The following is a 26,307-nucleotide window of genomic DNA, read 5'->3' as shown; positions in this document are numbered from 1 at the left end:
GACGAGCAATGGCAACTACCAAACCAGCTGAAGAACCGATTCTGTCCGTTAAAGACCTCAAGATCGACTTCCGCACCTTCGCCGGTCCCGTCCACGCGATTCGCGATGTCAGTTTCGACTTGAAGAAAGGCGAAACCCTGGCCATCGTTGGCGAATCGGGCTCCGGTAAATCCGTTACAGTGCGCTCGATCATGGGGCTATTGGCCAATAATGCGCATATCGCCAGCGGCCAGATCATGTTCCACGATGCAGACATTTTGAAGAAAACCAAACGCCAACTCAATGCCATGCGAGGCAATGATATCGCCATGATTTTCCAGGATCCGATGACTAGTCTGGATCCGACCATGCCCATCGGTAAACAGGTCGCTGAACCCCTGCGCCTGCACACGAAGATTTCCGAGAAAAAAGCCCTGGCGGAAGCCGTCCGGGTCTTGAAGCTGGTGGGGATCCAAGATGCCCAAGAGCGGCTGAAGGACTACCCCCACCAATTCTCCGGCGGCCAGCGCCAGCGGATCGTTATCGCCATCGCGATCATCAACCATCCCCAGATTCTGCTGGCCGATGAACCGACGACCGCCCTGGACGTGACGATTCAGGCCCAGATCATTCATTTACTGAAGGAAATTCAAGAAAAAATTGGCACCTCGATCATCTTCATCACCCATGACCTGGGGGTTGTGGCCGGGATCGCTGATCGCGTCGCCGTCATGTACGCCGGCAAGATCATCGAATACGGCACCGTGGATGAGATTTTCTACAACGCCCAGCATCCGTATACTTGGGGCCTGCTGGAGGCGATGCCGACGCTGGAGACCAACTCCGACCGGCTCTACGCCATTCCCGGCACGCCGCCGGATCTGCTGGACCCGCCCAAGGGCGACGCCTTTGCCCCGCGCAATCCCTTCGCCATACAGATCGACCTAGAGCAGCAGCCGCCTTTCTTCCAAGTGTCCCCGACCCATGCGGCCGCGACTTGGCTGCTGTATCCCGGCGCGCCAAAGGTTGAATTACCGCCGGAGATCAAACGCCGGCGCCAGATCTGGGAAACGCAATTTGCTGGTAAGGAGGCAGAATGATGGCTGACGACAAAACATCGAAAAAAGACGACCGGGAAATCCTGGTCAAAGTAGAACACCTTGTCCAAACCTTCAATAAAGGGAAAAAGGACGAAGTGAAGGCCATTCAAGACATCTCCTTCAATATTTACAAAGGCGAAACGCTCGGTCTGGTGGGCGAATCCGGTTCCGGTAAAACCACCACCGGCCGCTCCATCATCCGCTTGTACCAGCCTACCGGGGGCGATGTGCTCTTCGAAGGTCAAAACATCGCCCGGCTGCGCAACGGCTCCAAGGCCATGCTTGACTTCCGACGCAAGGTCCAGATGATCTTCCAGGACCCCTACGCGTCACTGAATCCCCGGATGAAGGTCAAAGATATCATCGCCGAAGGCATCGATATTCACCACTTGGCGAAAAGCGACGCCGACCGGGACAATCGCGTCAACGCCTTATTGGACGAAGTCGGCCTGAATAAAGACCACGCCACCCGTTACCCCCACGAATTCTCCGGCGGCCAGCGGCAGCGGATCGGGATTGCCCGCGCCCTGGCCGTAGAGCCGGAATTCATCATCGCTGACGAACCCATTTCGGCCCTGGACGTGTCGATCCAAGCCCAGGTCGTGAACCTCTTGAAGGATATTCAGGACAAGCAAAACCTGACCTATCTCTTCATCGCCCATGATCTGTCCATGGTCAAGTACATTTCTGACCGAATCGCCGTCATGCATTACGGCCGCCTGGTGGAATTGGCCAGCGCCGATGAAGTTTATAACCACCCCTTGCACCCGTATACCCAGAGCCTGCTGTCCGCCATCCCGATCCCCGACCCGGAGATCGAACGCAAGCGGACCCCGATTCCCTACGATGCCAGCAAGGTGGAGGACGAACGGCCCCGGCGAATGGTTGAGGTCTACCCTGACCACTTCGTCTTCGCCGCGACGGATGAGGTTGCCGGGTATAAAGCCGCAGCAGTGAAGAGTCATTTGGTTGACCATCCGCCGCTGGTGGGGACGACTGTGGATTAAGTGCCGTTAACATAATACAGAACCGCCGGTCAATCAATGTTTATCCAAACACATTGATTGGCCGGCGGTTTTATATTGGCTTAGCCACGCGATATACTTAAATGAGTTGTCGGCGAAAGGAGCAGTAAAAATTAAACTTATTAAACGCATTTTTATTGTCTGGGGAATTGCCCTGGGCTGGACCATCATTGGTCAGTGGGCACCAGTGGTTTTCGGTATACTGCATATTGAGACAGCAGACGCTTCGAACTATCCAATGCAACTACTATTGATGTACGGTGAAGGTGTCGGTATTGTGCTGATGTATCTGCGCTATCGGCATGACCCGGCCTTGCTTGGCCTTACTAAGAAAAATATCGGCCGAGACATTGCCCGGGGCGTTCTGGCTGGCCTAGTATTCTTCGCTCTGATTTGGTCAGTGATCAGTTTGTTTGGCGGCTACCATATCACCGTGGCTTTTCGGTGGCACTATTTGCCATGGCTGATCCTTTTCCTATTTGGTTATGGCGTCCAGTCAATGTTTGAAGAAACGGTGTCCCGCGGTTATACCATGGGTTACTGGCTAGAACGCGGGCACTACGTCCTTGCCTTCTCGACTAATGTCATCCTCTTTGCTCTTTTGCACGGTGGCAATCCCGGCTTCGATTGGTACGCCATTGCCGGTCTCCTCCTATTCGGTATCGCAATGTCTGCCCTCCGCTTAATCAGTCACAATATTTGGCTGTGCAGTGCCTTCCACGGCACTTGGAATTTTGCCGAAGGATGTATTTTCGGCACCTCTGTCTCAGGGTTAACCAGCAGCGGCATGGTACTGACTTCCACCCCAACCACTACCCAACAGTTCTTGACCGGCGGTTCATTCGGGCTGGAACGAAGCGGCGTCAGCATTATTGCGCATCTGCTCTTGGTGCTGCTGCTTTTTGTTCTGTTACGTTCACACTTTGGAAAGTTTCCAGTCGGCCAGAAAAACATTCTTCACTCATAAATATTCTTATTAGTAGTTGTCATGATCACTCATTCAACTATAATAAACCGTGTAGTTGCCCAATGGCTGGATACAATTCTGCTTCTACTCATTTGCAGTGCCATCGTGATTTTAAATCAACTCGGCTATCCATCTCTCTTAACTATGCTGGCCCAAGGTATGTTAGCTGCTGCTGCAGTCATCATTGCCGCTAAGATGGTCATTGCTGTCGTACGTCAACGGGCGCAAGCTAAGCGTTAACGTACCGATAAGTCTGCCTACGTATAATCCCTTCAAGAGAGACCAGCATTTCTGAGCTGATTTCTCTTAAAGGGATTTTTATGTCATCCGCTCTAGATGTGAATGCCAAGTTTATCAAGCCATTGGACATCACTCTTATGCAGCTTGGAATCGTAAAGCTCTAGTCCGTCCTCGATTAGCTTGATATGTTCAAAAGCATCCTTGGAGTGATTACCCAAGAAAATGAATGCTTGTTGTAACAGATAAACGCGCAATGAAATATATGGATCCGAAGACTGCGGCAACTCTTTTTGGGCGCGTGTCAGCAAACTGATAGCACTGGATACTTCATTTCTCGTCAACCAGGAAAAGCATAAATTGAATAGGATACTAGCCACGGCATTGTCGTAAGCGCGGATATGGACACTACGGAAAGATTGGAACATGTCATCAACTAGTTCAACAGCAACCTTAGTGGGCAAGAATTGCGCAGTCACTGAAAACAAGGTGTATTCGAACATATACCACTTATCGCCACGGGTAAAGTAACCTTTTAGACGTATAGAATCTTCCGCTGAAAAGGTGAAATTCCCAGACCCTTTAATGTACCCTTCGATTCCTTTCAGTCCTAACAGGAGCATATCTTTGGGACCATCCCTACGAGACCCTGGGAACTCGCTGATTATTTCCTCTCGCAACCAACTTAGGGCAACCAAATCATCATCATTCTCCGCAGCTTGCAGTGCAACGACATAACGATGGAGAAAACTATTATGTGGATCCGAAAGCAAAAAAAACTCATTCGCGCTCATGTAAATTTTTGAAAGCAAGGAATGAAAGCTTGTAAAGCTAATGCTAGAGCGTCCATGTTCGAGGTATGTGACTGCTGGCTGGGTTAACGATCCTTTGATATCGTTAATTGATAAATTTCGACGCATTCTAACCGAGGCAATTAAGTCCCCAGCGGTTTCTAAAAGTTGGTCTTTAAATGGGGCTTTCTTCGTCACTTCTATGCACTCCTCCACCAATTGAAACCCGGCTTAGATTTGGAAAATTACCAGTTTCTTTAACCACAACCATTCTAGCATAACGGTATGTAGGCCGCCGCTATAGGGAAGCACATTGACCATTGGGCACAAATCAAGGGTTAAAGATTGATGTTCATACCGGATCGCTAATGTACTCGCCATTATCTTTTTTTCATCTCGACGAGTACAACCACCGGCAGAAATCAAAATAATCCGGTCTACAAAAAATCCCTCAAGAGAAATCAGTACCCGTGTCACAACTGGGTTTGTTTCTCTCGAAGGATTTCTTCTTTACATCATGTGAAACATGCACAGACTATCTCAATTGGCAATCGAGGTTGATCGGCCACCTCGTCAATGTGACGATTCAGTGCCCAATTGGCTGGGCCGGTGAGCTCGAAAGAGGACAATGGCCGCGATGGACAAATAGATGACCAAGGCCACGATTGTCGGAGTGATTGATGGATGGGCCTTGGCCGTCGTGGCCGGAACGGGATAGCCATTAATCGAAGTCACCATGAAATTGATGAAGAAATGAACTGCCATCGGATAGAGGATATTCTGCATTCTGATATACACAGCCGAGAAAAGTACGCCCATGCCAAACGTCTGCGCGATTTGCAGCATGGTGCTGAAGACCGTTTGCGTCTGCAGGTTAATCAGGTGACTGGCGGCAAAGAGCAGACTGCTGAGCAACAATGGTACCCAGAGCCGCGGCTTCTTGCGCTCTGGACCATTCACGGTGTTATATATAACGCCGAAGACGCCCGCACGATACATCAATTCCTCCGGCACCGCCCCGCACAAACCAATAATAACCGCGGCAAAGTAGTGCTGCGGCAGCAAGACCGTCAAACCCAAGCAGGCCAACCCCCAGATGACCCAAAAGATCCAGCCACCCTTCGTAGTCGGTCGTTTAAAGCCGACGGGTTGGCGCAGCACAAACTTGACTAAAAAGATAATCGTGACCAGCGTCAGTAATTTAAAAAACGCAATACTCGCTAAGTCAGATAATCTAAAGAACGATACAAACCGGCCGAATATTTCTTGATCAATAAAGAACTCGGCGGCCAGGAAAATAATCAGACGGATAATCGTTGATTCAGCTCTATTTCGCATGGTGTTTCTCCCCTTCGGCTGCTGTGAAATACCTCTGCAGCATGATTCAAATACGGCGCTGTTAAGGATAGTAATGGTGCCCGTTGTCACGCACTATGCGCGCTGACTTTTCTTCTACAGTTCAATACCTGTCTTATTCTGCACTGCTTTTCTGTTGCCTGCGAAAACCGATAAATATTGTTATCACTGCCCCGCTAATGAAAGATGACCGGGAAAAAACTAAGTCCGATTGCTTCTGCCTTCTGCCGGTAATAATCCGCATCCACATGCGCTTCCGGGATGTCCGCCTTGATCAGCTGATAAATACTCATCAAGACATTCGGTACGCCACGGTGCGCCAAATAGTATTGGGAAATGCCATTGGCCAGATTGGCAACAGCGTGGATGTATGCGTCATTACCATCACTTGCATTGAGGATCTTGGCATTTTCTTCAATCATGGCCGTCAGACTCGGATCTTTTTTCACATCAAGATCCATATACGCCTGATCCAACGCCTGAAAGAGCTTCTTTTCTTTAGTATTCATAGAACTTATCCTCCTTAATCACACTTAATCAGTCTGCCTAATTTCAAGCAATGCCCAGCATGTTGACCGCCAGCGACAACAAGCTTGATATGCCATGCGCTTTCAACTGACTAAGACAAACTAATATTATCCCGCCGCCCATAACCTAGGTATAACCGCGACAACTCTGTAAAAAATGGAACGATTTTAGGCGACAGCCGCGTCTTGAAAGAAATTTGTGATAGTTGGCTCTTGAGTTGAGCCGCCACAGCCTCATCGTATTTCCCGGAATTCAATTCATTATGTGCCATCAAGAGTACCTGGTGCTCCGCCGTCGACAGTTCCTGATCAGCAATCAGTTGATCCATTAACGCCCATAGTTGACTCTTTTTGCTCAACACAGATCACTCCAATCTAATTTCTCCTGAATCAATAGTACCTACCCTACGCTTCCTCCGTATTCACTGCAAAAGGTGATAATTATTATTATGATTCCTCACTGAGCACGATGCCTTCTGCATACTGATTGTGGGTACAAAAAGACAGATTAATCGGCTCCTGACCAGAAGTCGCCAATTAATCTGTCTGAATTACCACTCAAATCATATCGAAACCGTGCATCATCATTCAAGGAAAAAAGTTCAACACGAAATCGACAATGCCTAGGGCCAAATTATGGAAAAAGTTGGCCGCCTTCTCCTTGCCTGATAGTCCTCGCCGCGAATCTTTACGTAATTCAATCAGCGCCGATGCCAAGTTAAAAAGCAAAACGACACCCAAAATAATCAAAAACGGTGTTAAATACTTGAAAAACAATTCTTTGTTGTTGGTCTCGTACATGTGTTTTCGCCCCCGGTGGTTATCTGTAGTGCGGTCTTCAATCAATCACGGCGGTAGTCAAAACAGGCTATCGATCCAGTCCGCGTCGTTTGGTATCGCTAATATTTCCATTTTATAATATGATGACTATTACCAACAGAACTAATCACTATTCTTATCGGCACAAAAAAGCGCAGTGTCGTGGGCCGCTCTGACAGAACAGCCCACAATACTGCGTTTCAACATACATACGAAGTTTTAACCTTTAAACGTCTCATCAATCAATTGATACTCATCCGCACTCAACCGCAAATCCAACGCCTTAGCATTCTCCACGACCTGCTCCGGCTTGCGCGCGCCCGGAATCACGACGCTGATATTCGGGTTAGCCATGTACCACGCCAAGAAGACATCGGCGACAGAGACATTGTGCCGGTCGGCAATCGGCCGGATCTTCTCCACTGCGGCGACATTCTGGTAGAAGCGGTCGCCGCTGAAGTTCGCGGAATCATGGTCGTATTGCCAGTCACCTTCGCCAAAGGCCTTGGCGTCTTTATACTTGCCGGTTAACAAGCCCAGCGCCAGCGGTTCATACGGGACAAAGGAAATATCATTGGCTTTCAAGTAAGCAAAATCACCCTGTTCCGCGTCGCGGTGGATCAGGCTGTACTTGCCTTCGACAATATCCACGTAGTTATCCTGGTTAGCCTCCTTGATCTGGTCCAGGGAGAAATTAGACACCCCGATGGCCCGGATCTTGCCGGCTTCCTTAGCTTTTTCCAACGCTCCAACGGCTTCGTACTTCGGGGTATCTTTGTCTGGAAAATGGATGTAGAAAACATCAATGTAATCAGTCCGTAACCGCAGCAGCGCATCATCCACTGCCTTCGTCAAAAACTGGGGCTGATTATTCGGTTTCAACTCTTGGTGCGGGTCCTGGGCGGCCTTCGTCGCCAGCACGATCTGGTGGCGGTCATAGTCCTTGATCACGTTGCCGATGATCTCTTCGGACCGGCCCAGCCCGTACATAAAGGCCGTATCCAGCATTTGAATGCCGTTATCCAGCGCCGCCCGGACGACTTCCGCCCCCTGTTCATCGATCAAATTCGGGAACAAGTTGTGGCCGCCGACCTTATTGGTGCCTAAGCCTAGCGGTGTGGACACAACGTCACTCTTGCCAATCTTCACTGTTTTTGCCATATGTAATCACCTCACCGTTCATTATCCTCGCCTTGTCAAACGCAAAAAAAAGAGGCCGCAGCCCCTTTTCTCAAATCAATCGATTACTTGCTCAGCTTGCTGGCGGCCGCTTCGTCCACAATGATCGTGACATTGTTGTGGTTTTGCAGAGCGCTGGCCGGTACATGATTGGTGACGGGGCCCTCAACCATCTTCTGGATAGCATCGGCCTTGTTTTCACCGTACGCCATTAACAGAATGTGCTTGGCTGTCATGATGGAGCCGATCCCCATGGAATAGGCAAAGCGCGGTACGTCCTCTTCGTTTTCGAAGAACCGGGCGTTGGCATCAATCGTGGATTGCGTCAGCGGCACCTTGTGCGTCTTGCCGGTCAGCGGAGAGCCGGGTTCGTTGAAGCCGATGTGGCCGTTACGACCGATCCCCAGAATCTGCAAATCAATGGGGTTGGCGGCAATGATGTCGTCATAGCGTTGTGTTTCTGCATCTGCATCCGTCGCCAAGCCGTCCGGCACATAGCTGGTCGCAAACGGCTTCTTATTAAATAGGTGCTGTTGCATGAAGTAGTGATAAGATTGCGGATTATCCGGGGCCAAGCCAACGTATTCATCCAAGTTGATGGAAGTCTTATCCGAGAAATCCAAATCCGAAGCAGTCAATGCCTCGTATAGCGTGATCGGTGTGGAGCCCGTGGCTAAGCCAAAGACCTTGGCGTTGTCCGCCAATGCTTCCTTAAAGATGTTGAAGGCTTTTTGGCCGCCTTCTTGTGCGTCCTTCACCGTAATAATATTCATCAATAATGCCCCTTTTCAAAAAAATGTAGTCGTTTTAATCGCCCTTACTGGTCTAGTCCAATTTTAACACGTTCATCGACTGTGTCAATCAGTTGACCCGAAAACGGCTTCATTTTTTTAAAAAGATCTGCCAAAGCAGTCCGGCCAGCCAAATCAGAATTGCAAAAGAAGTTTACCAATTTCTGTCTATCTCTTGTACAATGTAGGGGAGACTATCGTCGTGTGCACGGGGGGCTAATCATAAGATTATTCAAAAGCAAGGACAAGACAGAACAATCGGCGCTGACCACACTGCTCAGCGTTAATAAACAAGAACCGGACCAGCCGGATCCAGCACAGCCGGAATCCGCCGCGGCGCCGGCGAGTGCAGCGCCGGAAACCGTCACGGCCGCCGCAACGGCGGCCGCACCGGCACCCGCGCCAACGCCCGCCGCTGATCTGCCGGCTGCCATTGATCGGCTGAAGGGCCAGCTCAAGGGGCTGGCGACGCAGTACCAAGGGTTGCGTCAGGAACTCCAGACCAAGATGTTTGCCCAACGGGACGTGATCAAACAGACCCTGCGAAAGGTCAGCGCCCGGGAAAAGCGGATCACCGTCCAGCTGGCGGATATTGCCCAGCAGCAAAAGGACCTGCAAGCCCAGGATGACGCGGATCTGCACAGTCAGCTCACGGACCTGGCCCAGGCCAAAGCCGCGCTGCAAAAGCAGATCACGAACCTGGAACAGCGGGTGACGACGCTGCAAAAGAGCGTTGACGACAATGATCAAGCGATCAAGGACAACGCCGCGGCCCAGCAGAAGAACCGGTCCGACAATGCCAAATTAGCGGCCGAGATCAAGGGCGAAGCCGATCTGGTGGCTGTCGTTCAAATCATTGAGAAAAATAAGGATGAGGTATTTGCGCTGCACACTCAGGCGGAGACCCTCACCAAAGAAGCCGCCCAGTTGCAAGAAAAGGGTACCCGGTTGCAGGATGAGCTGGCCAACACCCAGGACGGTTTGACTGCGGCGAACCGCAAGTCCACCGAAAACGACCAGCAGACCCGCCAGATCGAGCAAAAGCTGGACCAAGCCAAGCGCGACCGGCACGCCCAATTGAATACCCTCCAGACCCAGGAAAAAGCGGCCAAGCAGCAGCATCAAACGATCGTGGCTCAGTTTGAGGCGCGTCAACGGGATCTCGCCGCGATTCAAGACGATATTCAGCATATTTTTAACACAGACCACTTGATCCGGCTCTTCCAGCTCCACGACAACCACCAATACGGCGTCCTGGCCTCTGATTTCGGTGCTGCCCAGGAACAGGACATGGTGGCAATTTTCCAATACCTGGAAGCGCACCTGAAGCATCCGGCCATTTTGATCAGCTACGGCTATGACCCCGACTTAGCCGACCACATTCAAACTTGGGCCGCCAAGCACGACCTGCACACCCCGACGGTCTACAATCTCTTCACCGAATTGCAAAAGAGTGCCCCGAATACCGCCCAGCAAATGACCATTCCGGACAATGACCACTGGCGCTCCGTCTGGTCTGACGACCGCCGTACCCGGGATATTTACGATCATGACCAGCACTTGATGCACGTGACTTATCGGGACGCGGACCACATCAACCAGATCGACTATTACTCCGAAGAGCATCTGTCCAAACGCTCGGAATTCAACGAACACGGCCAGTTGTCCCGCACCACCACTTTTGCCAAGGATGGTACCATGCAGCAGGTGGACTACTACCGGATCGAAGGCACCCTGGTCCTTTCCTTCCATTATGTGGATGAAAAAGTCGACAATATTCAAATGTTCGATACCAACGGCTTACTGTATACCGTCTTCAACAGTACCCACGATCTGGCCTACTGGTGGCTGGCGGCCTTCTGGAAGCAACATCCGGAATTGTTCGTCATCGGTGATCCCAGCGATCCGATCTTTACTCGGCTGGCCGCTGATTACGCCGACCAGGAACTGCCCTACTTCAGCCAAATCACGACCAAGCCGGCGCCGGTGAAAAGGCGCTGCAAGACACCCCGTGGACCCAATTATTGGTCGCCACCATGGCGGATCAGCAGGCCTTGGGTAAGATCACCAACCGGGACCTGTCGGTGGATTATATTGCCACTGGCGCGGCGGATACTTTGCCGGAGGCGCTGACCCTGGCCGCACCGGCCCAAACTAAGGCCGCCGCCCAAGCGAACGAATGAGTTTGCTGGTGATCGTTTTTACCATTTTCTGGAGCATCGCCATTGCTGGGATGCTCATGAACGTGGTGCTGCTCGCCCTGCGGGTGCCCCCGCGGCCCCAAGGTCCGGCAGCGGCCCGGCCCCAGGATATTTTCTTACTGATGCCCATGCACGATGAAGAGGCCATTGTTCAGGCCGCGGTGGAACGCTTCACCCGCCTGCAATGGCCCTTGGCATACGGTCGGCTGCACCTGGTGGTGGTGGAAGACGGCAGCGCGGACAGCACCAACGACTTGCTGACGCAGGCGGCCAAGCGTCATCCCAATATCCACGTCCTGTACCGCCGGCCGGATGTCGGCGGCCGGGGCAAGGGCCGCGCGCTGAACACCGCATTGGCCTACATCCGCCATCATGCACCCCACGATCCGGCCCGCACTGTGGTCGGCGTTTTGGACGCCGATGGCGAGATCAGCGCCGCCGACTTGCAGCAAGTGGCCGACTATTTTGCTGGCGATCCGGCCATCGCCATGGTTCAAACCGGCGTCGCGGTGCTGGGCACAGACCACTGGCTGGCCCGGGTCCAGGATTTTGAGTTTTCCGTGCTCAATGCCCTGACCCAGAATCTGCGCAGTCATTTGGGCGATGTGGCCGGCAGCGGCAACGGCCAGTTCTTCCGGTTGACCGCCTTGGCCCGGATCCAGTGGGGCACGACCCTGCTGGAGGATTTTGAGATTTCGACCCGCCTGCTCCTCGCCGGTTACCCCACGGCCTATTTAATGACCGCCCGAGTGCGCCAAGAACCCACGCTCACCCTGCGCACTTACTTCCGCCAGCGGGTCCGCTGGGCTACCGGCGGCCTGCAAGTGGCGAAGCTGTTCAGCCGGGAGGTCTGGCACAGCCAGCAGCTGCGGCTCAGCAGCAAGTTAGAAATGCACTGGTTCATGGCCCTGCCCCTCACCGGGCTGCTGCTTCTGGCCGGCAGTCTGTTCACCGCCGGCTGGCAGCTGCTGGCCTGGTGGCAGACCGGCCGGCCGAACTGGGCCATCGTGGTGATTTTAGCGCTGATGCTGCTGGAATATCTTTTCTACATCGGCCTCTATGCCCGGATGACCCAGGGCGGCTGGCGGGCCGCCTGGGGTTTATTTTGGTCCCTGCCCGTCGCCGCGGCTCTGGCCCTGCCCATCACCATTCAGGCCCTCGGCCATTACCTGCGCCGGGATGACCACTGGATGAAGACCACCCACGGCGTCTTATAACCGTGAACTGAGCACTGAACGCGTTATTTTGGTAGAATGTAGGCATTCCCATTCCCGGTAGAAAGAAGACGATTGAATGACTGTATTCGATATGCTGAAAATGATTCAAATTGATCACCAGCCCCTGACCTCTCCCGTGGTCGTGATGACCGATCCCACGGGCAAACCCAACGCGGTCCTGACCGACCTGCTCCACGATGTCTTGAACAAAATGGAGCTGTTTGTCGATCTGGGCGACGCCCCTGATGCCGATGCAGTGATCGAGGACCTGCACAATTTCACCCCGTTGCGGGAGGACGTGCTGGACGAATACCGCAAGATCCTCACCCAACCGGTGAGCGGCTTGAATATTGCCCGGCGCAAGCAGTTAGTCGAGATCATCTATGACGAATTTGTCTGATTCGCGGGCAAAGAAAGGACGGTGTGCAGACCATGCATGACCATCATTTTGCCAGACGCTGGCTGGGCCGGCTGCTCCTCCTGACCGCCGCCCTGCTGCTGGTCGGCTTGGCCGCCCAAACAGCGGCCCCGGCCCGCGCGGCTGATGAGATCTACGTTGAAGATAACGCCGGTGTGTTGAGCACCAAAACCAAGGATTACATTAACGATATTTCAAATAACCAATTGAGCAAGCTCAAGGGCAAGCCGCAATATGCCGTCATCACGGAGAAACACATTCCCAGCGGCAGCGATATAGAGGAGCAAGGGGCTGAATTATTCCAGAAATGGGGCATCGGCCACAAGGGCTGGGACAACGGTCTGCTCTTCCTGATCGCCGTCGACGATCACAAGTACCACTTGGAAGTCGGCTACGGCCTGGAACCGGTGATCACCGACAGTATCAAAGAAGACATCATCACTAACGATGTCACCCAGGATCTGAAGAATCAGGACTACGACGCGGCGATCACCAAGATCAGCGAACGGCTAACCCGCAAGCTGCAATCCGCGACCTTGGACACACCGCTTCAAATCACCGAACGGCGCCAGCAGGATGCCGCTAAGAAACGCTTCTGGTCCACCTTTTGGCTGATTCTGGGCGCTCTGGCGGTCCTGTTGATCCTTTTGGGTATTCTGTGGTACATGGTCAAGGCCTGGCGTCGGCGCCGGCATTTCTTGGCCCTGACCAAGAACCGGTACAATAACGTCTTGGCCCCTTACTTCCATGGCGTAGATACCTGGCACGCGGTGAAGAGTGCGGGCTTGGACCCCCGGGCCGACGATGATGAAATGCTGGAATACGCGGATCAAAACGTTGTCTTGAATTATCTGAACATTGCCCGGCCCGGCCGCACCCCAGCGACCGGCCAACCGCTGGATTATGACGACATCATCAGCGATATGGATCTGGCTCCGCTGATTCCCCACTTCACCATGGCCAATTTGTTGACGGCGATGCAGGAACATCTCGCCCAGCGAGAACAGCAGCGGGCCAGCAACCAGCATATGATTGCCCAGGCAGTGAGCCAATACATGGGCGCCCACCCTGAGCTGCAAGTCTCGATCGCCGCGGTGGTTACCGCCGTCAGCGATGCAGTCGATTTGGATAAACCCAGCGACGTGGTCGCCCGGCGCCTCACCGCTGTCATCAAAGACCAAGCGGTGCGGCTGAACGTGCGCCAGCGGTTCCAGCAATTGGCCGAAGACCATCCTGAGAAGGTCCCGGATCGCGCCATTTTCCTGGATCATCTGAACGATTTATCCGGCAGTAATCTGGATCGGCTGAACCGGGCTAACGATATGGAGTTTTACGCCATTTTAGCCCTGTTAATGGCAGGAAATGATCACCACCATGACGATTCTGGTCCCTTTGGCGGTTTCTGGGGCGGCGGTTCCTCCGGCGGAGGCGGCGGCTCTAGTGACGGCGGCAGTTTCGGCGGGGGCTTCGGCGGCGGTTCCTCTGGGGGCGGCGGATTCTCCGGCGGCTGGTAGTCTTTCCCACATTGTCGCCAAAATTTGTAATTTGTGAGTGGGATTTTGAAGTTTAAAAACACGAATTACTTGTTACTATATAGTTGTTCCGAGGAGCAATTTATCCCAAATCCTCCCAAACCCCTAGCCTCGTGGTAGCCCCACTACTAATTTTGACTATATTTGGGTTTAATTGAAATTGAAAATGCCTATTTTACGCCGTTTTCAGAGTTTTCGTTTCTATTCACTTTAGTAGGTTTTAAAACTTTGGTGCACAAATTGTGCACAAAAATAGGCCCCAGGGATTGCTCCCCAGGGCCTGTTTGCTACAATTCGATGTTCACCTTGCTGGCATCAACGTACCCGCCAATGTTGACATAATTCCCGTCCTTGCTTACACCGACGACTTTCCAGCGGCTGCCTTTGGGCAGATACTGGATGCCTGCTTGATTAGGCTTGGGCTTAGCTTGCGTGTATGCGTCGTCAGCGGTTACTCGAACCACGGTGCCTGACCAGTCTCCAGCTGCGCCCTTGTTGATCTTTACTACCGCATCTGCCGGGTCGATCCAGCCGCCCACGTTAAGCCGACCCTTGTTGACGTCTTGGACGACCCAAGATGTGCCATAAGGCAGGCGTTTAAGCACCTTGCCAGTGTTGTCCCACAAGGCGGCCCCATTGGGATTAGTTATCCATGCCACGCCGTAGGCAGTGACTGGTGCCAAGCTAGTCAATTTGCTCAAATCCATATCGGTATCATCTCCTTGATCTGCTTCTTGCGCACCGGCATATCGATACGCATAAAAATAGGGATACCCGTCGGCGGCCCAGTATGCGTCATGATTGTTGACGCTGACACCATTGTGTGCGTAGTTGCAGTGGATAATGTTTTGGCCATCAATAAAGATGCCCGTGTGACCACCAGCACCTGCACTGTCGCCAATCTTTCCCCAGATAAACACGTCGCCGCGCTGGGCATCCCAGTCGCTGTTGTCTGCTGCCCGCTTCCAGCCGTTAGCTAACAGCCAATTATGCATGGATTCGGTGTTGAGCACCCAGCCAGCACTGGGCATACCGCCAGCCCGAAGTGCCGCGTAAACAGCGCCTGAGCAGTCAGCTGTGCCATCTGTGCCAACGCGACTGCCATCCATGCTGTAAGTGACCCCAGCCTTTTGCAGCTTGTACATGTAATTGATTGCGGCATCAATGCTGAACGACATTACCGTCAGCTCCATTCGTAGTGGTGTCCGCGGCAGAATCGTCTGGCAGAGTGTCCTTGACCAGCTGGCCCTGCTCATTGGCTTGCAGCGGTTCGGCCGGTACCGGATCAGGCACGGTATCCTTAGCTGGTTTACTATAAGTGAGTGCCTGAGCACTGTCGGAAACACCGGCTGTCGTAGGGTCCGTTACTACCCCAAGAATAGCCAGCACGGCGAATACTGCATTGATCACACCAGTCAGCTCTTTTCCGATGCTCGCAAAGTCCCAATTATAGCCAAACACCGCAGCGACCGATTGTGCGACCAATAAAATAGCTGGCACCAAGGCCAGCCAAAACTTCACGCTCAAAAAACGTACTTTCCAATTAATCTTCATTGTGATTGTCGTCTCCTTTGATTCCTGCATGGTCTTCCAGACGGGTAATTCGTTCCGAGTGGCTGCCGAGTTCTTTGTCATGTTCCTTAATACGCCCATTGATCGACGCAAGTGTTTGTTCGTGGATCTTAAGCTGTTGCCCAATCTGCCCACTCAGCCGTTGGATGTCAGCTCGCAATGGATCAAGTGCAATCTTTTTAAACAGCCAGCTACCGGCACTCACCAGCACCCCAAGGGCAGTCAGTGTTTCAGCCCATTCAGCAATGGACAGACCTAAAATAATGTGCATTATCTGCCTCCAATCTATGCTGCCGGTGCCACATAATCCTCACCTGTGGCTTGCTTGTACTGATCAGCGGTAATTTCACCCGCTTGCACGAAAAGCTGCATCGTTGGCTTATCGTAATACCCCATCTTGTAATACATCAACACAAATCTGTCCATGTTTATGCCTCCTTAGTAGTAGTGTTTGCTGTAGTGTTTGCTGTCGGATTAGTTAGGGTAGCAACTTGCTTCTGTAACCCTGCCAGTGTGGTTTTGATCGTTGTGAACTGGACCACGAGCAGTGCAGCGTTTGCTTGGAGGGCTGTAATGGCCGCGGTGTTCGGGTCAATTTGAGAATCGATCCATTCGCCCGTCTGCCAGTCATATTTTGCAATTTTTCCTTGCAATTCGGCTGGGATCGGGTCAGTCGTCTTTGGATATTCTATTGGTACGTACTGGGGGACATAATAAACATAATAAAAGTTGCCGTCCTGCTGCTGAACCGGATAGGTCATAAAGACCTGTTTGTAAGTGTCTGTTTCTACCAAAATAAATCAATCCTTTCTAATTATCAGTAAGCTACTATTTCTGTTATGGCACCGTGGAAATACTCTCCACCACCAATGGTTATTTTCTGGTCTTCAAAATCAAGATACTGGTCAAACATAAACATGCTTGACCCATCCCCAGCGCATGCTTGAACACGTATAGTGTTTCCAAGTGCTGTTTTTTTGATAAGGTAATTGGGCGAATAAGTTCCCTTGGGCTGAGGGTATACCAAGTACCCGTCAGGAGAGCCAAAAGCCCAATTCATTTCATAGGCTGACAAATTTGTAGAATAATAAATTTTTATTCCATTTAACGTGTTTGATAATTTGTCAGATAACGTAATAGTTGAGGGGAACGAATTGATTTGTCCGCTCCAAAGCACTGTTCCCGGAGATATGCCAGCACGATACACACATTTGCCGCCATACCAAGCACTGGCAATCTTTTTACCGCCAAAATAAAGTGACTGTAACTTTTTACCACCATAATAAATTGGCATTATTTAGCTCGCCTCCGGAACAAGATACAGTACTGTGGGATTGGTCTTGCTGTCAGTGGTAGCCGTTGTCTCATCAGCCACCGGGACTACCTTAGCATCCACACATGCTTGGACCTGTGTCGCAGTTTGATATTTTTTGTCGGCGTCGGCAGTCTTGAGATATGGCGTTAAATCTGGTGTCGTGCCGTCCTTACCAGGCGCACCAGGGGCTCCATCCTTGCCAGCTGGGCCTTTAAGTGATGCCAAATAATCCGATTCAGATCCTGTGTGGCCGGCGTCCAGCCATACTTGATAGGCTGATCGGCCATCATCGCCCTTTGGCCCCTGCAGCTCACCACCATCGGTCCAAACGTCTTTTTCCCAGATGTACAGGTGGCCGGCTACTAGGTAGGTATCTCCGACTGTGTTACCAGTGGCCGGCAGCTTATCGACAGAATCAGCTGTGCCCTTGAGCTGAATACCAGTACCAGTATCACCTTTGCTTCCTTTGATATTGCCACGCAACACCCACTTACCATTTACCGCTTGATACAAACTGTCGTTGCTGTCGATGACTAATGCGCCGTCTGGTTCCGTAGTTATATCACCAGCGGTGACTGTTGTATCAGAGATAGTAATGCTTAACCCATCCTTGCCATCCTTACCTGGTGCGCCTTTGTACTTTGGGTCATTGGGAATGTCATTAGCCAATGCTTGTGCTGCTTGTGCTGCTTGATTTGCATTACTAGCCGCGGTGTTGGCACCCGAAACTGCATTGTCTAATGTTTGCTGAGCGCTATTGACGATTCCTTGCAACTGAGCCTTAAGGCCAGACAATCCGCTGATGTAGTCGCTGTTGTCGATCATGCCAGGAATGTCTTGTTCAACTTTGATAACGATATTTTGGGTGCTGTCAATCAGCGTCCCACCTGTGTTGTACAACTCAAACCAGCCAATCCCGTCTGCGGCAAAGACTTGGCTATGAACTGGGTATGTGATGACACCAGTTTTCGGGTCAGTCGAAACGGTCACATTGTCATCAGATACCGATTTCCCACCGGCTTTAGCATCTTTGAACCGAACTGATAAGCCAGTCAGATTGTAAGGTGTGCCGTCATAGTCCAGCAGCTGAGCAGTTAAACTCAGACCACGCTCACTTTGCCGCAGGTGCAGCGTCTGCTGGCTGTTCGTTCGCTTGTCCATTGTCAGTGTCAGGTTTGGCAGCGTCATTCACATTACCTTCTTTCTGCTTGAGCTGATCCTTCAGAATCTGGTTGGCCTGGCTCAGCTCATCTACCTTCTGCTGAAGTATACCGATCTGTGCCGCCATGCCAGCCATGTGATCAGATAAAACTCGTGTTGCATAGCTCATCGTATTATCTACTTGCATTTTATGCTCCTTATAATGTATGTGACCCGTGTCCGTCATGAATGGCAATTGTGTCGCCGTCGCCGGCATAAAGATAACAGCCGTTGCTGAATGAAATGTATGAACTACCGCCTGCATCCAAAGAGATGCCATTAGAAAAGTCAGCTAAAGCGTGGAAATTTGTTGTACTCTCAAATGAAACAGAACCATGAAAATCGGAGTAGGTGCCGCTGCCGATATTGATACCAGAATCAGTAGACAACCCCCAATCGCCTGAAATGACGGTCGTACCACCAGCAGATGTAGCCGAAAAGTAGTTCAGTGCCTTGACTACACCACCATCAATTTCTGCGCCGTGAATTGCAGTACCTGTCAATTCATTCCCCGCAATTTCACTAGCAATGATTTTGCCGTCCGAACTCACTACGGTTGTCGGGTTGCCGGACCCGTTATAATAAACCAGTCCACCTGCACCTAAACTACCAACTTGGGTACCCGACCCGTTGAAGAAACTGACCTCGTTATTGTCATAGTGAACAATACTGGCTAACTTGTTGGCCTGCTCCACCTCGCCGCCCACGGTGCTCTTGAAGTCATTGATCGCTTGGTCAATTGTTTGTTTGAACTGATTTTCCCATTCTGTCTGCTGTTGTGCATTGGCAGCATCACCAGCCTTAAATGCTGCATTAGTGTCATCGACTGCCTTTTTCCAAGCCAAGTCCATGTCATCCACAGCATCACTGTTTTTCTGAGCCGCCGTGCTAGCCTTGTCTTCTGCCTTCTTGACCCAAGCTTGCAGGTCATCTGTCGTTGTCAGCGGCCGATTGCCAATGGTTACTTGGGTGTTCTGCTGCAGCAGTGTGTCATAAATAACATCAGTGACTTCGGCCTTGATGTTCAGATTGATCTCCGGCAGGAACACTGTGACAACGTCATAACACCGGACGCTTGCCAGATTTTGGTAATGGCCTTGTAGCTCATCATAATCGATAGTCAGCGTGATTTTTGGTTGGCCGATGTTGTTGTCCCGGATGTAAGCCTGAGTGATTGACCGCAGGTCGTCCACATTGTCGATGTTGTAACTGCTCGCGTCGAAATTGACGATGCGCTGATGCTCGTATTGTTGACCATCTGGCATCGGTACGGCAATATATTTTTCTGGCAGGGTTACCGTGACTTCGGTGGCTTCTGCAGTCATGTCATCAGCGGAACCGCTGGGATCAACATCGGTGTTGTTGCCAAACGTCAGATAATCCGCCTGAATCCATTCGTTCGTGCCGATGTTATACCAGGTGGCCCCGCCACCACTACCTTGGCCATAGATTGTAACCTGATTGCCTGTAGTGTACTGCTTGACGCGAGTATTCCACGTGCCTGGCGAATTGTAACTCCAAACTGTGTCGGACGTGTCGCTGCTTGTGTCACTGCTGCTGCTGTCGCCACCTACTGGCTTTGGTTCCACAGCATTAGCCGCCGAAAAATCCATGTATTGACCATCGATCCATTGGCTGCCGCCAAGGTCGTACCATGTGCTGCTGCCGCCACTAGACGCTTCACCATAAATTTGCCAGCGAGTGCCAGAACTGATCATGCGGGTGATCGAGCCATTGAAACTGGGGCGGTTCCATAATGCAATCTTGCCCTTGTCCACCTTAGTGGTGCCAATTCCACGTACTTTCTGGTAGGCATAGTCTTTTGCTTTACTAAGTGCAACATATTGAGCACTGACCCATTGATTACCACCCAGGTTGTACCAAGTTTTGCCTGATTCGTCAGTGGCTTTGCTATATGCGTTGTAAGCCGATCCATTAGCCATAAACTTACCGGTCGTATGACGATGAGCCCATGGACTGTCCCAAATTGCTACCTTGCCAGGGCCTACGAAATTGATGGTAATTACACCATTGTATTTTGAAATGACACCGGGTTTGTCGGCCAGACCAGAAGCAATCGTGCCCTTGCCCGTTGCTTTGTTACCTACGGTGGATGGAAACTGTCCTGTTTGGCCTTTATCAAATGACAGATAGTTGCCATCGACCCACTGCTTACCGCCCAGGTTGTACCAAGTGTGGTCATTGACTGTACCAGATTCGGCATAGCTATAAATCTTGAACCGTGAGCCATTGGTCAGCATCTTGCCAGTCGCTGCTTGCCCTTTGAATGGAGTGTCGAACACGGGCAATCCGCCTGTGCCGGCATACTGGATCATTGCCGTACCATCCAGTGCAATGACATTACTGTCGTCACCAGTGCTGGTCTGGCCAGGCGTATATTTACTGATTGGCCGCACAGCAGTATAAACACCTTCGATCGTGTCTGTGTTCTGTAATGACTTCAGATGCTTGCCATATTTGATAACAATGCCTGTATCTCGTCCAACATGATGCTCAAACGTCCAGGTGTAGTTATCAAACCACCATTCTGCGTCATACAAACTTGTGAAAGATGGGCTGTTATTGTCACGCCCGAAGATAATGCTGCTCAGCTGGTCAACTTGGGTAGCGTCCCAGTTCACGATGGCCACATCAGTAATGCTGCTGTTGATTGTTACATCAGTTGGCTCAGCTAATTTTGATGCAACCATGTCCCACACTTGGCTTGGACTAGCATTGGCCGTGCTCACATCGGCGGTCAGCACGTTCCCGGACAAATCGCTCGCCACATGAGTAGCAATAATAGTCATTTCACGCTGATTGTCTGACCAATCGCTTTCGACTGAGTTGATACGGAACATCTGCTTATGCCAGCCATCGCCCCCATCTGCCAGCAAAATCCTATCTTTCAACAGACGGTCAGCATTAGACTGTGTATATTCACAAATAAGTGTCATTTGTGGGAATTGGTCATACACTGATTCCACTTGGCAGCTGATCACATGATCTACATGTCCCAGTCCTAGGGTGGATTGGTCGTCTGCGCTGTGCTCATAAACCAGTGGAATTTTTACAGCAGTGTCCGCCATCTTGGCATCACCTCCAATGTAATATTTGTAAGCGTTCCAAACGTGTTCTTGCCAGTATCAATAACTGGAAATGCATAGTTGTCGAACTGTACCATGCTCGGCTGATAATTGTTAGCTGCGTCGTAAACTTCTTCAGTGTCTGAATCAACATACAGGTTGCCATTGAGCCCCAGAAAATTATATGTGACGCCGTTCAACACAAAGCTGCCGTTACCAGTACCCTTAACATGCCATAGTGGCAACGCACTATACAGCCGTGGGTTGTTAATGGTCTGCCCACCGCTCACTGCCTGATATTTATCACTGCCAGTCTCATAGGCATAAGGCAAACAGCTAAATGTCACGGTGAAAGAGATAGTCATCCCGGTTATAGAGAACGGTGTCAAAGCACTGGGCACAGCTTCCCAGTAGTAATCTGGATAACCGTCGAATGCCAGCCGCTGATACTGGCTTAAATCAACGCCAGCAAACAGCCAGCTCTCAACAGCTCGATGCAACGGGGCAATATCGGACTGCTGCACTGGACGATAGGTAGTAAAATTGAAGACTTGGGGCACATTATCAAACCGGTTGTTGGCCTGAATAACTGCCGCTGACTGGCCGCCAATCTGTGTGAGCGTCGATGAGAATAGCCCACCAGCCAATTGACTGCTGTCATAGGTAATTGCTAGACCAAGATCAGCACTGTTTTGCCCATTCCATGTGATGCCGCCAATAGCTGTCGTCAAATGATCACCCCTCCTCTTAATTTCTGATTAGTTAGTTGCTGCTGCATTTTCGGCGCTAACATCTTGGCTAATTGATCGGCAAATCTGTTGCTGCTCATTCCTGACGTGCTATCGCTCTGACCACTCTCGACGGCCAAAGTAAGTAGGCTGATAATAGCATCCAGCTTACTGCCCACATCGCTGTCTGACTGGGCGTTGTTGCTTGAAGAAGCACCCAAATTCTGATTAATATTGCTCACAGCTTGACCAAGTAATTGCCAAGCTCTAGATGCTTTAGCTGCACCTAGCGGCAATACTGTTTCAGGACCATCTTCGCCGATAATGGCTGAAAGTGGCCGATTTACTGTTGCACCATTTGCCAAGAAGTTGATCTGTTCACCAGTACCAATACGGTCCCATGCTCCACTGTGCATGTATGCATTGATAGTCGCCATGATCTGGTCTTCACCGTTGAGAATATTAGTGTGACCAGGAACGGCATAGGCCATGAACGTTGACGGAATGAATTGCAACAGTCCTTCTGCGGGGTTGCCATTCAAACTGTTCACGTCCACAATTTGCTGACGAATTGAAGCATTGCCACCAGATTCCCGGGCGATTTCACGCACGAATGCCGCGGCTTCGCTTGCAATGCCACTTGGTGGATTAGCGCCCATCTGCTTCATTAGCCGCTCAACAACAGGTAACCATGCTTGGGCTTGTTTTGGCTGACCAGCAACACTGCTTGCTTCCATTGACTTTTGAACAGTTTCCAGATGCTTCTTGATCCAGTCAGCAATGCCGTTATAAGCGTGTTTGAATATGCCTTCGCCGAGCTGCCCAAATGCTTTAACGGGTGCCGAGTTAACCAGACTGCTAATTGCCTTCTCAATCAGTGCTGTAACGTGCTTGATTGGATGTGCAATCCAGTCAGTGATTGCAGTGACTTTATCTCCTATCCATTTGCCCACATCGCCGGCCTTATCTGCAACCCATGAGCTGGCATTCTTCACGCCGTCCCACACACTGCCGATGATGCCGCCTTGTGCAAAGCCGGGAATGCCATACATATCTGCAATGGCTTTACTTTCTTTGCCATTGTAAACACGGTCGCCAGTTTCCAGAGGTAAAATGGCATTCTTCTTGTCCGTATAAAGCCATTGACCGGTTCGCTTCTTGTGGATCAATTCTTTATAGTGTTCACTGCCATCATCATTGACCATAGCCAGCTGTGTGCCATCTTTACCAACTTCTCCGCCTTGGGCAAAGTGTACGTATGATGGCAGATCGACTTTATTGACCCCAAAGAAGCCTAAAACGTCATTGACTGCCGACAAGCCAGCACGAATAACTCTGACAACAAAATTAATGCCGCTTTCCGCTGCCTTTTTAATGCCGTCCCAGATGCCACCGAAGAATGATCCTACATCACCCCAGACGTCTTTCCACACACTTTTGATTGCGTTAATGACACTACCAATTGTGCTTGAAATGCCGTGAATGATTGGGCTGTAGAATCTTACCATGCCGTTCCATGTGTCACCAAAGAATTTAGAAATGGCGCCCCACACGGTGTCCCACGTCTTCTTGATGGCATTAACCACATTGCTTATTGTGCTTGAAATGCCATTGATGATCGGCGTAAAGAACTTAACCATGTCATTCCAAATACTGCTGAAGAATTTAGAGATAGCGTTCCATGAATCGGTCCACACCTTATTGACAGCTGACAAGAACGAACTAATGCCCTTGCTGACCGTGTTAAAAGCCGTCGTGCCAACCTTAACAATTGTGTTCCAAATGCCAGTGAAGAACTTGGCAACGAACTGCCAATACTTGTTCCACACGTTGGACACATCTTTTGCCGTGCCAGTGATGAATTTTCCGATTCCGTTCAAAATAGGCTTAATGAATTTAGCAATGCCATTCCATACCGTCATGAATGGCTTTTCAATTTTTTGCCAGGCTTTGACTGCCAAGCCAACGATTAGCGCAATCGGAATCACAATTGCCAATTTCAGTACATTCAATCCAGCCTTGGTGGCTTTCACCACACCATTCCAAACAGCAGACATGCCCTTGGTGATTGGCGTCCAGATCTTGTTCCAAGTTAAAGCAATTGATTTACCCCAGCTGCTCATCGTCTTCAAGAAGCTGTTCCAGCCCTTACCGACTGACTTCATAGCATTGTTGAAATTTTTGGGCAGTTGGCCAAACCATTTACCAATTCCTTTGGCCATGTTCTGAACAGACTTGACGATGCCATCGACGAAGGCTTTGAACTTGGCGTTGTGCTTGTACAAATTAACCAATGCCACGCCCACAGCAATGATGACTGTGGCAAGCGCAATCCAGGGTGAGGCTTTTACTACTAGATTTAATGCTTTTTGAGAAACCGCCATGATGTCGGCACGCTTGGCATAAATATCCACGGCTGTACTGAGTCCGGTAATTGCCACCTTGCCAATTTTCATTGCTGCCCACATCGCGAGCATTACCTTAGCTGTTGTCTGAATGCCACTCTTGTTCTTGGCGATATTGCCTAATGCTGTGTTAGCGTTCTTCAATGGATCAGCTGCCTTGCCTGCACCACTGCCCATCAGTCCAAAACTCTTGGCTATGCTCGAAACAACACCAGCAATTGTGTGCCACACGGTCCCTGCAAAAATCTTCACAATGGTACCTAAGCTGGTGATGATTCCGCCAACGTCCTTTTGGTGCTTTGCTACATAGTCCAACATGTTGGCTGCTTGCTTAGCTGCACCGGCGATGGCTGTACCTAATGATGAAAACAGTTTGGTGACAGCGCTCGACTGCAGGACATTAACGATGCTGCTAATTCCCGTCGATTGTACAGATACCAATGGCTTGGCAAGTGTGGCTTCGACACCTTGCCATGCACCCTTTAATCTTTGCGTAGCACCCTCGGCAGTATTTCCAAAGTCATTAAAAGTAGACTTGCTGTCTTTGCTGATTTTTACGATCAAATCCTGCAGTTTCTTACTGCTGATTTGACCGCCTGCTACCATGGAGTTAAAGGCCGTTTCAGATACGCCACTGGCCTTAGCCAACGCACTTCCAAGACCAGGCGCAGCATTTTCCATTCGGGTCAGTACGCCAGTAGTGAGTTTGCCACTATTCATTGCGCGCTGCATTGATTTAGCAAATGCGCTTGCTCCATCACCAGAAAGCCGTAGCTTGTCTGCAAGAGTAGCTACGCCGGTAGTCAGATCTTGTGTTTTTTGAACACTACCAGTCATGCCATAGAATCTTTTTTGCAGAGTAGCTACTTGGTCAGCAGACAGGTTAGTTTCAGACTTCAGTTGCCGCATTTGTGCGACCAACTGATTAGCTCCCTTGTCACTAACACCTAAGGTTTCCCATACTCGTGTTGCTTGTTCTCCGGCTTCTGCCAATTGTAGACCTTGGCTAATCGTTGATTTAATGGTGCCCGAAAATTGTGTCCAACCATTGCTTATTGCCTGGCCAATAGCCGTAGCACCAACCATTTTCTTGAAACTAAAAGTGGCTTTGTCTGTTTCTTTTTTTGTGCCAGTAATATGGGTTTTGATTTTATCCCATACAGACGGATTAGCCTTGTCCATTTCAGCTTGCAAGCCGGTCATTGATGACTTGGCTTTGGCTAAACTGGTAGCAGTTTCATCAACACGCGTCTTTTGCGTACGCCACGCGTCTGAATCCTTGCCACTAGCACTGGCAATTTTATCCAACTCAGCTGATTGTTTGGACAACTGCTCATTCAGATTGGCAACGGATGACTTATAGCCATCCATTTGGGCCTTGTTGGCTTCTTGCTGTTTGCCCTCAGCTTGTAATCGAGTGACATAGGCTTGATTAGCACGGGCGGCCGCTGTGTACTCACTCTGTAAACCAGCCAAGCCGGACTTCTGATAATCCATGGCTTGCTTGGCACGATCTTGCTGGGCTTGCATGCTGGCCAGCTGCTTAGTGGCACCATCGATTTGTTGCTGATACTTCAAGAATTGCTGGGCAGTTTCAGTAGTGTTACCCTTTAGCTCGCTTTGCTTAGATTTTAAAGCGTCAATCTTAGACTGCTGTGCTTCAATAGACTTACCCAAGCCTTCGTATTTAACCTGCGCTGCACCTACGGCATCCCCAGCGGACTTCATTTCGGCTTCTTGGGTCTTCCATGCTGATTGAGATGACCGAACTAGACTGGTCAGATTCTTAACCGATTCGGATGCTTTGACCAGGTCCAGGGCAATTGATGTGGACATTGTCGCATTAATTTGTTGTGCCATTT

General features: G+C 50.6%; 25 protein-coding genes. 7 read left to right on the top strand and 18 right to left on the bottom strand.

All coding sequences use genetic code 11. The features are described 5' to 3' along the window. Positions 1-8 precede the first annotated feature (8 nt). From FMM01_RS13765 to FMM01_RS13755, 3 genes are all read left to right on the top strand, one after another. Positions 9-1,079 (top strand): ABC transporter ATP-binding protein, encoded by a 1,071-nt coding sequence (locus tag FMM01_RS13765; protein WP_150392905.1) that lies wholly within the window; start codon positions 9-11, stop codon positions 1,077-1,079. Beyond that, entirely contained in the window at positions 1,079-2,086 is a 1,008-nt protein-coding gene (locus FMM01_RS13760) for an ABC transporter ATP-binding protein (RefSeq protein ID WP_150392904.1), read from the top strand. Before FMM01_RS13765 ends, FMM01_RS13760 begins: the two co-directional genes overlap by 1 nt. A 256-nt stretch (positions 2,087-2,342) precedes the next feature. After that, positions 2,343-3,071: a CPBP family intramembrane glutamic endopeptidase gene (locus FMM01_RS13755; protein ID WP_223849957.1), complete on the top strand. Its 729-nt coding sequence runs from the start codon at positions 2,343-2,345 to the stop codon at positions 3,069-3,071. Between the two features lie 332 nt (positions 3,072-3,403). Here FMM01_RS13755 and FMM01_RS13750 read toward each other — a convergent pair whose 3' ends face one another. From FMM01_RS13750 to nagB, 7 genes are all read right to left on the bottom strand, one after another. Next, on the bottom strand, positions 3,404-4,297 hold the full coding sequence (locus tag FMM01_RS13750) for an Rgg family transcriptional regulator (protein ID WP_150392902.1): 894 nt from the start codon (positions 4,295-4,297) through the stop codon (positions 3,404-3,406). A 375-nt stretch (positions 4,298-4,672) separates the two neighbouring features. Continuing rightward, entirely contained in the window at positions 4,673-5,437 is a 765-nt protein-coding gene (locus FMM01_RS13745; RefSeq protein WP_150392901.1) for a CPBP family intramembrane glutamic endopeptidase, read from the bottom strand. Positions 5,438-5,631: 194 nt separating this feature from the next. Next, a complete protein-coding gene (locus FMM01_RS13740; protein ID WP_150392900.1) occupies positions 5,632-5,964 on the bottom strand; it encodes a bacteriocin immunity family protein in 333 nt (110 codons plus the stop codon). Positions 5,965-6,074: 110 nt separating this feature from the next. Next, the gene (locus FMM01_RS13735; protein ID WP_150392899.1) at positions 6,075-6,341 is read right to left on the bottom strand and encodes a bacteriocin immunity family protein; all 267 of its coding nucleotides are present in this window, start codon (positions 6,339-6,341) and stop codon (positions 6,075-6,077) included. Positions 6,342-6,570: 229 nt separating this feature from the next. Beyond that, positions 6,571-6,783 (bottom strand): hypothetical protein, encoded by a 213-nt coding sequence (locus FMM01_RS13730; protein WP_063516739.1) that lies wholly within the window; start codon positions 6,781-6,783, stop codon positions 6,571-6,573. Positions 6,784-7,020: 237 nt separating this feature from the next. Further along, the gene (locus FMM01_RS13725; RefSeq protein WP_150392898.1) at positions 7,021-7,962 is read right to left on the bottom strand and encodes an aldo/keto reductase; all 942 of its coding nucleotides are present in this window, start codon (positions 7,960-7,962) and stop codon (positions 7,021-7,023) included. Positions 7,963-8,045: 83 nt separating this feature from the next. Next, positions 8,046-8,753 (bottom strand): glucosamine-6-phosphate deaminase, encoded by a 708-nt coding sequence (gene nagB, locus FMM01_RS13720; protein ID WP_027829280.1) that lies wholly within the window; start codon positions 8,751-8,753, stop codon positions 8,046-8,048. A gap of 222 nt (positions 8,754-8,975) precedes the next feature. On the opposite strand from nagB, the gene FMM01_RS13715 reads away from it, so the two are divergent. From FMM01_RS13715 to FMM01_RS13700, 4 genes are all read left to right on the top strand, one after another. Then, complete coding sequence (locus FMM01_RS13715; RefSeq protein WP_150392897.1) at positions 8,976-10,904, top strand: coiled-coil domain-containing protein; 1,929 nt, start codon at positions 8,976-8,978, stop codon at positions 10,902-10,904. A gap of 58 nt (positions 10,905-10,962) precedes the next feature. After that, entirely contained in the window at positions 10,963-12,189 is a 1,227-nt protein-coding gene (locus FMM01_RS13710) for a glycosyltransferase family 2 protein (RefSeq protein ID WP_186810116.1), read from the top strand. 76 nt (positions 12,190-12,265) lie between these two features. Beyond that, complete coding sequence (locus tag FMM01_RS13705) at positions 12,266-12,589, top strand: hypothetical protein (RefSeq protein WP_027829284.1); 324 nt, start codon at positions 12,266-12,268, stop codon at positions 12,587-12,589. Positions 12,590-12,621: 32 nt separating this feature from the next. Further along, on the top strand, positions 12,622-14,121 hold the full coding sequence (locus tag FMM01_RS13700) for a TPM domain-containing protein (RefSeq protein WP_150392896.1): 1,500 nt from the start codon (positions 12,622-12,624) through the stop codon (positions 14,119-14,121). 305 nt (positions 14,122-14,426) lie between these two features. Here the strand turns inward: FMM01_RS13700 and FMM01_RS13695 are convergent, their stop codons facing one another. From FMM01_RS13695 to FMM01_RS13645, 11 genes are read right to left on the bottom strand one after another with little or no spacing between them, the layout of a single operon-like run. Next, positions 14,427-15,317, bottom strand: coding sequence for a peptidoglycan amidohydrolase family protein (locus FMM01_RS13695; RefSeq protein ID WP_190973382.1), 891 nt, complete (start codon positions 15,315-15,317; stop codon positions 14,427-14,429). Next, positions 15,301-15,693: a phage holin gene (locus tag FMM01_RS13690; RefSeq protein WP_150392894.1), complete on the bottom strand. Its 393-nt coding sequence runs from the start codon at positions 15,691-15,693 to the stop codon at positions 15,301-15,303. The genes FMM01_RS13695 and FMM01_RS13690 overlap by 17 nt, the downstream gene beginning before the upstream one ends. After that, on the bottom strand, positions 15,683-15,982 hold the full coding sequence (locus FMM01_RS13685; RefSeq protein WP_150392893.1) for a hypothetical protein: 300 nt from the start codon (positions 15,980-15,982) through the stop codon (positions 15,683-15,685). Before FMM01_RS13685 ends, FMM01_RS13690 begins: the two co-directional genes overlap by 11 nt. Before the next feature lie 14 nt (positions 15,983-15,996). Next, positions 15,997-16,137 carry an XkdX family protein gene (locus FMM01_RS13680; protein WP_150392892.1) on the bottom strand — a complete coding sequence of 47 codons (141 nt, stop codon included), beginning with the start codon at positions 16,135-16,137 and terminating at the stop codon, positions 15,997-15,999. 2 nt (positions 16,138-16,139) lie between these two features. Further along, on the bottom strand, positions 16,140-16,505 hold the full coding sequence (locus FMM01_RS13675; RefSeq protein ID WP_150392891.1) for a hypothetical protein: 366 nt from the start codon (positions 16,503-16,505) through the stop codon (positions 16,140-16,142). A 23-nt stretch (positions 16,506-16,528) separates the two neighbouring features. Beyond that, positions 16,529-17,005: a hypothetical protein gene (locus tag FMM01_RS13670; RefSeq protein ID WP_150392890.1), complete on the bottom strand. Its 477-nt coding sequence runs from the start codon at positions 17,003-17,005 to the stop codon at positions 16,529-16,531. Positions 17,006-17,008: 3 nt separating this feature from the next. Then, positions 17,009-18,214, bottom strand: coding sequence for a BppU family phage baseplate upper protein (locus FMM01_RS13665; RefSeq protein WP_150392889.1), 1,206 nt, complete (start codon positions 18,212-18,214; stop codon positions 17,009-17,011). Then, positions 18,138-18,374 carry a hypothetical protein gene (locus FMM01_RS13660; RefSeq protein WP_150392888.1) on the bottom strand — a complete coding sequence of 79 codons (237 nt, stop codon included), beginning with the start codon at positions 18,372-18,374 and terminating at the stop codon, positions 18,138-18,140. The genes FMM01_RS13665 and FMM01_RS13660 overlap by 77 nt, the downstream gene beginning before the upstream one ends. Before the next feature lie 10 nt (positions 18,375-18,384). Beyond that, complete coding sequence (locus FMM01_RS13655) at positions 18,385-21,315, bottom strand: phage tail spike protein (protein WP_150392887.1); 2,931 nt, start codon at positions 21,313-21,315, stop codon at positions 18,385-18,387. Continuing rightward, the gene (locus tag FMM01_RS13650) at positions 21,297-22,043 is read right to left on the bottom strand and encodes a hypothetical protein (RefSeq protein ID WP_150392886.1); all 747 of its coding nucleotides are present in this window, start codon (positions 22,041-22,043) and stop codon (positions 21,297-21,299) included. Before FMM01_RS13650 ends, FMM01_RS13655 begins: the two co-directional genes overlap by 19 nt. Continuing rightward, positions 22,040-26,305, bottom strand: a complete 4,266-nt coding sequence (locus tag FMM01_RS13645; protein WP_223849956.1) for a tape measure protein — start codon at positions 26,303-26,305, stop codon at positions 22,040-22,042. Before FMM01_RS13645 ends, FMM01_RS13650 begins: the two co-directional genes overlap by 4 nt. Positions 26,306-26,307: the final 2 nt, after the last annotated feature.

Origin of the sequence: Schleiferilactobacillus harbinensis, assembly GCF_008694105.1 — a bacterium.
Taxonomy (GTDB): Bacteria; Bacillota; Bacilli; order Lactobacillales; family Lactobacillaceae; genus Schleiferilactobacillus; species Schleiferilactobacillus harbinensis.
Note: the sequence above shows the minus strand (reverse complement) of the source record. Positions and strands in the feature narration are given on the sequence as shown.